This is a genomic window from Streptomyces flavofungini (assembly GCF_041028215.1).
Classification (GTDB): Bacteria; Actinomycetota; Actinomycetes; order Streptomycetales; family Streptomycetaceae; genus Streptomyces; species Streptomyces flavofungini_B.
On record NZ_JASKYR010001143.1, the window covers coordinates 1 to 2,218 of the forward strand.

Below are 2,218 nucleotides of genomic sequence, written 5' to 3' on the forward strand. Positions count from 1 at the left end.
GGCACACGCTGCGCAGGCGGCGGGGCGGAGACGGGGCCCTGACCGGGCGGTCGCCGGAAAGGTGGTCGCCCGGCTGCCCGCGCCGACCGGGCCGCACGCGCTCGGGACGGTGACCGCACGGCTCGTCGACCGTTCGCGGCGCGACCCCTGGGTGCCGTCGCGCCCGTATCGCGAGCTGATGGTGAGCATCTGGTATCCGGCGGCTCCGGGCACCGGTCCCGGCACCGGTGCTGATGGCGGCTCGGGTGGCGGGCACCGCCCGGCCCGCTATATGACGCCGGGCGCCGCCGCGCTCTGGGACGCCACCGCGCCGCACGGCATCCCCCGGGGCGCGCTCGACTTCACCGCCATCCGCACGCATGCCGCGTGGCGAGCCCCCGCGGACCTCGGGGGCGGCCGACTGCCGGTGCTGCTGTACGCGGCGGGGGCGGGTGATCCGCGGACCTGGGGCACCGCTCTGGTCGAGGAGATGGCGAGCCGCGGCTATGTCGTGGTGACGCTCGACCACACCTATGAGAGCCCGGGGGTCGAGTTCCCCGACGGCACGGTCAGGGGGAACGAACCGCTGCTGGCGGCGGTCGCCGAGGCCGCGGCGAACGGCACGATGTCCGCGCTGCTCAAGAAGACACTCGCCGTCCGGGTCGCCGACTCCCGGTTCGTCCTGGCCGGCCTCGGCTCGCTGCCCGACGGTCTGTCCCGGCTCGTGGACCGGCGGCGGGTGGGCATGTTCGGGCAGTCGGCGGGCGGGACAGCCGCCGCGCAGACGATGTACGAGGACCGCGGAGTGCGGGCGGGCGTCAACCTGGACGGCACGCTGGAGTACAACCCCGAGGCGAACGGCACACATCTGACGCCGGTCGCGCGGCACGGCCTCGACCGTCCGTTCCTCCTGATGGGCAGGGACGGCAGCGACCGCCTGAGCGAGCCCTCCTGGCGGTCGTTCTGGGCCCATAGCACGGGCTGGAAGCGGAACCTCACGTTGCGGGGCTCGCGGCACCAGACGTACACGGACCTGACCGCGCTGCTGCCGCAGGCCGGGGTGGACGGGGATGTGCTGAGGGAACGCATAGGCACGGTGGACCCCGCACGGGCGATCGCGGCACAACGCGCCCACGTGCGCTCCTTCTTCGACCGCCACCTGAAGGGCGAGGACGACGGCCTGCTGCACGCGCCGTCGGGGCGGTATCCGGAGGTGGAGTTCACCGGGTGACTTTTCCGCCCGGGGGCTTCCCGGTCCGGGGCGCTGTGCCACACTGCCGCGCATGCGGACAACCCGGCCTCTGCTGGCCGCTCTGCTCACGGGGGTGCTGAGCGTGGGCGCGGCCGGGTGCTCGCTGCCCGGAGGCGACGGCGCCAACGACGGTACGGGGCTTGAGCGGGCGCTCGACGCGGTGCCGCTCTCGGCGGCCGACCAGGCGGTGACGTACCAGGACGTGCGGACGGTGCGGCGGCTCGTCGCCAAGGACCCCTCGCTGTACCGGGGCCTGGACGGCTTCGGCATCCTTGAGGTCGCCCAGAGCGACTACACGGGCAAGGACGTCAGGTCGGACTGGGGGTTCGACGAGACGGACGTGACGGCGTCGGTGCAGGTCGGCGACAGTTCGCTGCTGATCGGGGACTTCGACGACGCCGCGGTGGGGCGGGCGCTGAAGAAGCAGGGCTATGCGGCGACCGGGGTCGAAGGGGGCGCCCGGTACTCCAAGCGGGGCGAGAGCATGACGTACGAGACGTCCGGCTCCGTCCGCGTGGCGAACCGCTCGCGTGCCACGCTGAAGCTGTCGGTACCGGGGGCGTCACTGCGGGACGACGTGGCGTACGCGGCGGTGGCGGACTGTCTGGGGGACGTGTACGAAGCGACGTACTACGCGAAGCGGGATGACGCGGACGCGGAGCTCTTCGCGATCGGCGGGCGGCTGGCGAAGGGGGGCCGCGCCTCTTCGGAGAAGCTGTGCGTACGGGCGACCTCGGCGGAGGCGGCGGACACGATCGCGGAGGCGCTGCGCACGAAGACGCGGCCGGGGGCGCGCTACGCGGCCTCGAAGGTACGGGTGAGCGAGGACGACATGGTCACGATGACCTGGCGGAACCGCCCCCGGTCGGGCCTGCGCCCAGCGGACAACGACAAGACAGCAGAACTACCAACGCTCCTGACCCAGGGCTGAAGCCCCTCCAAACCACCGCGCGACGCTTCCGCCCCGCCCCACATCCCGGCCCTGCC

At 73.4% G+C, this 2,218-nt stretch carries 2 protein-coding genes; both read left to right on the forward strand.

Annotated elements, in window-relative coordinates:
- On the forward strand, positions 1–1,210 hold a 1,210-nt coding region (locus AB8Z36_RS39195; RefSeq protein WP_369218131.1), incomplete at its 5' end, for an alpha/beta hydrolase.
- 52 nt (positions 1,211–1,262) lie between these two features.
- Positions 1,263–2,162, forward strand: a complete 900-nt coding sequence (locus AB8Z36_RS39200) for a hypothetical protein (protein ID WP_369218132.1) — start codon at positions 1,263–1,265, stop codon at positions 2,160–2,162.
- The last annotated feature ends 56 nt before the right edge of the window (positions 2,163–2,218 follow it).